Genomic DNA, 6,300 nt, shown 5'->3' on the forward strand with positions numbered 1-6,300 from the left:
GGTGTGGCACCGTCCAGATACTGGTAGGCAATGCCTTGTTCGTCCAGCCATTGCCGGGCGAGGGCCAGATGATCGACAAACTGGCTGAACACCAGCGCCTTGTGGCCGTTGTCCAGCAGCTCGGTCATCAGTTGGCGAAAGAAGGCAAACTTGCTGGCGGGCAGGGCGGTGTCCGGCTGTAACAAGGCCGGGTGGCAGCAGAAGCGGCGCAAGCGGGTCAGCTCGGCCAGCACCTGCATGGTCTTCTTGTCCTGGCTGTCCACCTCGGCCAGCTTTTGCAGCGCCTGCTGGCGCATGGCCTCGTACACATGCAGCTCCTGCTCGGACAGGGCAATACGGCGGGTGATGTCGGTGCGCGGTGGCAGCTCGGTCAGCACCTCGGCCTTGGTGCGGCGTAACAGATAAGGCTGGATCAGCGCCTTGAGCGTGGCGCGGGCCTGTTCGTCGCCCTCGGCGATGGGCTGGGCAAAGCGCTGCTGGAAGCGCTCCTCATTACCCAGCAAACCGGGCGTGATAAAGCGGAACAAACTCCACAACTCACCCAGATGGTTTTCCACCGGCGTGCCGCTGGCCGCCAGGCGAAAATCGGCCCGCAGGCTTTGTGCCGCCTGTGCACGCTTGGTACCCGCATTCTTGATGGCCTGCGCCTCGTCCAGCACCACGCTGGCCCAGTGCACCTCGGCAAAATCGTCCGCCTGCAATTGCAGCAGGCCGTAACTGGCAATCACCAGGTCCTGCGGCCCGACTGTGGATAAGTCGCGCTGCTGTTGATAAGGGCGCAAGCGCAGGCTGGGGGCGAAGCGGGCGGCCTCGGCCAGCCAGTTGAGCGCCACCGAGGTAGGCGCCACCACCAGTTGCGGGCCCAGATGCGCGCGGGCCAGCAATAGCGCCAGCGTCTGCACCGTTTTGCCCAGCCCCATATCGTCGGCCAGACAAGCCCCGGCACCGATATGCGCCAGCCGCGACAGCCAGGCAAAGCCTTGCAGCTGATAGGGCCGCAAGCTGGCTTGCAGGGTGGCGGGGACCTCCGGTTGAAAGGTAGCCAGGCTGTCCCAGCCTTGTTGCAACTGCTGCCAGCCGGCGTCGCCGTCAAACTGGCCGATGTCCTCACCCAGCCCGGCCAGCAGCGGGGCGGCCAGCAGGCTGAGGCGCAAGCCATCAGCCACCGCGTGATCGGCCAGACGGGCCAATTGCTGCAAGCGGGCGACCAGGCTGTCGGACAAGGCCAGCCAGTCCTGCTCGGACAGGCGCAGATACTGCCCGGGCTGATTGGCCAAGGCTTCCAGCAACTGACGCAGTTGTAGTACCCGGTCCTCATCCACCTGCACCTCACCCGTCACTTCCAGCCAGCCGTTCTTGCGCTTGGTTTTCAGCCGCAGCTGTGGCAAACCGGCCTGCGCCTGGATGCGCATGCGCTGGCCTTGCGGCCAGACACATTCCAGCCGCGCCGGGGCGATGGCCTGTAATTGCTGCAACTGCTGTACGACTTGCAGGGCCTGTTGCTGGTCGGCCAGCAGCCATTGCAGTACGCCATCCGGGTCGGGCCGGGCGCTCGCCAGCGCCGGGCAATCCTCCAGCAAAGTGGCCAGCGCCTGTTTTTCCTCGCTCAACTGGCGCTGTAAGCGGATGGCCTGGCCCTGAGACAAGGCTACTTGCTGCCATGGCCCGCGCCCCGGAGGATACCAGGCGGCCTGCTCGGCCACCCGGCAGCGCAGTTGCAGGCGCAAGCCTTCCGGCAGCGGTACCAGCACGGCAAACAGGCGCGGGTCGGCCGGCATGGCGGGCAGGTCGGCGCCATCGTCCGCTTCCACCAGCTCGACAGGCAGCCACGGCAGCATGTCGCCGATGGCTTCCAGCAGCTTTTTGCGTGCGGCCACGGGCACAGTCAGGCGGTGACCGAGCAAGGCAGCCAGCTGGCGGATTTCCGGCCCCGGCCAGTACAGCAGCAGGCTGTTTGGCCCGCTACGCTGCCACAGGCAATGCTGGCAGGCGGCAATGCCGGGCGGGCTCAGTTGCAACACCATCTGCTGTTGCTGGCGCTGCAGCAGCAGGCTGATCTGGCCCGCTTCCAGCGTGACGGGCTGATCGGGCTGTTCTTCCCAGAACAGCGCCGGATGGCCCAGCAGCAAAGGCAGGGCGGCTTCACCTTCCAGCTCGGCCAGGCTGCTGCCATCGGCCAGCTGATGGGTACGCTCAAGCTGGCTGATTACCAGCCGGTCCTGCGCGCTCAGCCAGTCCCACTGCGCGGCCTGATCCAGCAAGCGCCCCAAGGGCAGCACGCGGCCACGGCTCCAGCCCGCGTCCTCCCGTTGCTGGATGCAGGGAGTGAGGCGGATACCGGCTTCATTGGCCAGAATGCGCCAGGCCAGGCGCTGCGAGGTGGTGGTATTCATCAGCAGGGAAATGGGAAAACAGCGGGCTATTGTGCCTTAAGCCCGCTGTTGATGGCAGATCTGCCGGGCGGCAACAGCAAACAAAAACCGCCCACCAAGGTGGACGGTTGATCTGCCAGGCGGCTACAAAACAGCAGCCATTGGTGAGCCGTGGGCTCAGATACGCGCCAGGGCGCGACGGGCGGCAGCGATGGTCTGTTCGATGATCTCGTCGGTATGAGCGATGGAGACAAAACCGGCTTCGTAAGCCGACGGGGCCAGGTACACGCCTTCGTCCAGCATGGCGTGGAAGAAGCGGTTGAAGCGTTCGCGGTCGGAGGCGGTCACCTGGGCGTAGCTGGTGGGTACGGCATCGCAGAAGTAAATGCCGAACATGCCGCCCACGCTGTCGGTCACCATGCTGACACCAGCCTCTTTGGCGGCTTCGGCCAGGCCCTGCGCCAGACGGGCGGTGCGACGGCTGAGGGTGGCATGGAAGCCCGGTTCCTGGATCAGCTTCAGCGTGGTCAGGCCGGCGGCCACGGCCACCGGGTTACCGGACAGGGTGCCGGCCTGATACACATTACCCAGCGGCGAGATGCAGCCCATGATGTCGGCACGGCCACCAAAAGCCGCCAGCGGCATGCCGCCACCAATCACCTTGCCCAGGGTGGTGAGGTCTGGCTTGACGCCGTGCAGCGCCTGGGCGCAGCCCAGATCAACGCGGAAACCGGTCATCACTTCGTCGTAGATCAGCACCGTGCCGTGTTTTTCGGTGAGGGCGCGCAGGGCGTGCACGAATTCTGCCGACGGCTTGATCAGGTTCATGTTGCCGGCAATCGGCTCCAGGATGACGCAGGCAATCTGCTCGCCGATTTCCCGGAAAGTGCGTTCCAGCTGCTCGACGTTGTTGTACTCCAGCACCAGGGTGTGCTTGGTGAAATCCGCCGGAACACCACCGGAAGACGGGTTGCCAAAGGTCAGCAGGCCAGAACCGGCCTTCACCAGCAGGCTGTCGGAGTGGCCGTGGTAGCAGCCTTCAAACTTGACGATGGCATCACGGCCGGTAAAGCCACGCGCCAGGCGGATGGCGCTCATGGTGGCTTCGGTGCCGGAAGATACCAGCCGTACTTGCTCCACCGAAGGCAGCAGCTTGCAGATTTCCTCGGCAATCTCGATTTCCGCTTCGGTAGGTGCGCCAAAGGACAGGCCATCCACCGCCACATCCTGCACCGCCTTGATCACGGTGGGGTGGGCGTGGCCGACAATGGCCGGGCCCCAGGAGCCGATGTAGTCGATGTACTGCTTGTCGTCGGCATCCCAGAAATGTGCGCCCAGCGCCTTTTTCACAAAACGCGGCGTGCCGCCTACCGAGCCAAAGGCGCGTACCGGCGAATTGACGCCACCGGGAATGGTTTTCTTGCCACGTTCAAACAGTTCGAGATTGCGGGACATGCGGTTTCCTTATGACGGGTAGGGCGCAAACCGTGTGGTTTGCTGCCGCTGAATCTGGTTTGCCAGTGGCGCAGAGCATGTGCCGTGCGCCATACGGTATCCATGCTGGCGAAAGCGTTATTTTTCCACAGCCGGGCGGGGCAGTGTTGGCATTTCAGCGCTGCGGCCAGCTGGTATAGGGGTTCTTGGACAGATAGGCATTGGTATAACGCCCGTCTGTGGTGACTTCTGCGCCCACCCAGTCCGGCTTGGCAAACGGGGTGTCCTCGGCCGGCAGTTCGATTTCCGCCAGCACCAGCCCGGCGTTTTCTCCGAAGAATTCGTCCACCTCCCAGACAAAGCCGCCAAATTCGATACGGTGACGCAGCTTGTCCACCACCATCGGGCACATGGCATCCATGATGGTCTGGGCATCGGCCAGCGGGATGGCGTATTCGAATTCGTGGCGGCTGATGTCGCTGATATTGCCCTTGAGGGTGAGCCAGGCCTGATCGCCCACGATACGCACCCGCACGGTGCGTTCCTTTTCTACCGACAGATAACCCTGACGGTATTGCACGCCTGCGGCCAGGCCGCGCCAGCCATCATTGGCAATGACAAAACGGCGTTCGATTTCCAGTCCCATGCTTGTTTTCCTGTTGCGGGCGCATCGCCCGGCTCATTGTGAGCCCACTACATTCAGAAGGGTTTGACCACCACCAGAATCACCACCGCGCATAGCACCAGCACCGGGATTTCATTGAAATAGCGGTACCACACATGGCTGTGGCGATTGGCCCCGGCAACAAAGTCGCGGTACAGCTTGCCGCAGTACAGGTGATAGGCAATCAGCAGCGCCACCAGGGTGAGCTTGGCATGCAGCCAGCCACCACCAATGCCAAAGCCCTGCCACAGCCACATGCCCAGAGCCAGAGCCAGCACCGCCAGCGGCGTCATGAAGCGATACAGCTTGCGCGCCATCAACAGCAGGCGGTCGTACTCGGCACCCGGCGCGGCCATGGCCAGGTTGACGAAGATGCGCGGCAGGTAAAACAGACCGGCAAACCACGAGGTGACAAAAATGATGTGAAAAGCCTTGAGATACAGGTAAGCCAATTCAGACTCCATGGGGGCAGTGCTGCTGCACTGCCATGTTTCACGTGAAACAGCCTGCCGGCAGGCAGCTGACCCGGTATTTGCGCATAAATGTCTGTCAGGCACCTTTTCGGCCGTGACAATTCATGCCACATTCCTTGCCACGGCATGCGTGCCGTGAGTGCATGCGTGCCGGCAAGCGATCAGATTTCCACCATTTCGAAATCGTCCTTGCGGGCATCGCAATCGGGACAGGTCCAGTTGGGCGGCACATCTTCCCACGGAGTTCCCGGCGCGATGCCATCTTCCGGTCGCCCGGCTTCCTCGTCGTAGATGAAACCGCAGATCAGACACATCCAGGTGCGCATACGTTTATCCCAAGCTCGGTTAAAATAGTCATTCTAATTGCTGCTGCACGATCTGACCAAAGAGGTTACCGCCTTGTCCACATTGCCCCCTCCGCCCGCCGTACTGACCCTGGCCGGCTCCGATCCCTCCGGCGGCGCCGGCATCCAGGCCGACATCCTCACCCTGGCCAGCCTGGGTTGCCATCCCTTGTCGGTCATTACCGCCATCACCGTGCAGGATACCGTGGGGGTGGATGACTTCATGGTGCTGGATTCCGACCTGGTCAACGACCAGGCGCGCTTTCTGCTGGAAGACATTCCGGTGCTGGTGTTCAAGATCGGCATGCTGGGCAGCGTGGAAAACGTGGCGGTGGTGGCGCAGCTGATTGCCGACTACCCGGACGTGCCGGTGGTGCTGGACCCGGTGCTGCGCAGCGGCGGCGGCCACGAACTGGCCGATGACGACCTGATTGCCGCCATGCGCGATTTGCTGATTCCGCAGGTGTCCATCATCACCCCCAACAGCATGGAAGCCCGCCGGCTGGCGATGAACGACCCGGACGAAGACGAGGAACTGAGCCTGGACGAAGCAGCCAAGCGGCTGCTGGCGCTGGGCTGCCCGCATGTGTTGATTACCGGCACCCACGAAAATACCAAAGAAGTCATAAATAGTCTGTACAGTCCCAACGGCATAGTACGCGCCGACCGCTGGGAGCGGCTGCCCGGCAGCTATCATGGCTCCGGCTGCACCCTGGCCTCGGCCATTGCCGGCATGCTGGCCACCGGCCTGATGCTGCCCGAGGCAGTACGTGAAGCGCAGGAATATACCTATCAGAGCCTGGTGGCGGGTTTCCGCCCCGGCATGGGACAAAGCATTCCGGACCGGATGTTCTGGGCCCGCGAAGACGAAGGAGCAGAGGGTGACAGTGATTAAGGGCTTGTATGCGGTATCGCCAGAGGCGGAGGACAGTGAGCAACTGCTGGCCAAGGTCAGCCGCGTGCTGGACAACGGCGTGGCCATCCTGCAATACCGCAACAAGAGCGCCAATACC

6 protein-coding genes are annotated in these 6,300 nt (G+C 63.0%); 1 reads left to right on the top strand and 5 read right to left on the bottom strand.

What is annotated here, in order from left to right:
• The 5 genes from JHD64_RS20625 to JHD64_RS20645 all read right to left on the bottom strand — a co-directional run.
• Positions 1-2,393 (bottom strand): DEAD/DEAH box helicase (locus JHD64_RS20625; RefSeq protein WP_233170639.1); only part of this gene is annotated, 2,393 nt, incomplete at its 3' end.
• Positions 2,394-2,549: 156 nt separating this feature from the next.
• Positions 2,550-3,827 carry a glutamate-1-semialdehyde 2,1-aminomutase gene (hemL, locus tag JHD64_RS20630; RefSeq protein ID WP_059285103.1) on the bottom strand — a complete coding sequence of 426 codons (1,278 nt, stop codon included), beginning with the start codon at positions 3,825-3,827 and terminating at the stop codon, positions 2,550-2,552.
• A 154-nt stretch (positions 3,828-3,981) separates the two neighbouring features.
• Positions 3,982-4,452: a CYTH domain-containing protein gene (locus JHD64_RS20635; protein WP_199055432.1), complete on the bottom strand. Its 471-nt coding sequence runs from the start codon at positions 4,450-4,452 to the stop codon at positions 3,982-3,984.
• 53 nt (positions 4,453-4,505) lie between these two features.
• Positions 4,506-4,934, bottom strand: a complete 429-nt coding sequence (locus JHD64_RS20640; protein WP_199055434.1) for a CopD family protein — start codon at positions 4,932-4,934, stop codon at positions 4,506-4,508.
• A gap of 170 nt (positions 4,935-5,104) precedes the next feature.
• Positions 5,105-5,269, bottom strand: a complete 165-nt coding sequence (locus JHD64_RS20645) for a rubredoxin (protein ID WP_045845915.1) — start codon at positions 5,267-5,269, stop codon at positions 5,105-5,107.
• Positions 5,270-5,342: 73 nt separating this feature from the next.
• Between JHD64_RS20645 and thiD the strand changes: the two genes are divergently transcribed.
• Positions 5,343-6,182, top strand: a complete 840-nt coding sequence (thiD, locus tag JHD64_RS20650; protein WP_110313435.1) for a bifunctional hydroxymethylpyrimidine kinase/phosphomethylpyrimidine kinase — start codon at positions 5,343-5,345, stop codon at positions 6,180-6,182.
• The last annotated feature ends 118 nt before the right edge of the window (positions 6,183-6,300 follow it).

The sequence above is a fragment of the Aquitalea sp. ASV15 genome, assembly GCF_016429115.1.
In the GTDB taxonomy this organism is placed as follows: domain Bacteria; phylum Pseudomonadota; class Gammaproteobacteria; order Burkholderiales; family Chromobacteriaceae; genus Aquitalea; species Aquitalea magnusonii.

Excerpts from the sequence above, each read along its gene's own strand:
- JHD64_RS20640 (WP_199055434.1), bottom strand. The coding sequence starts at position 4,934 with ATGGAGTCTGAATTGGCTTACCTGTATCTCAAGGCTTTTCACATCATT.
- JHD64_RS20645 (WP_045845915.1), bottom strand. The coding sequence starts at position 5,269 with ATGCGCACCTGGATGTGTCTGATCTGCGGTTTCATCTACGACGAGGAA.
- JHD64_RS20635 (WP_199055432.1), bottom strand. The coding sequence starts at position 4,452 with ATGGGACTGGAAATCGAACGCCGTTTTGTCATTGCCAATGATGGCTGG.
- hemL (WP_059285103.1), bottom strand. The coding sequence starts at position 3,827 with ATGTCCCGCAATCTCGAACTGTTTGAACGTGGCAAGAAAACCATTCCC.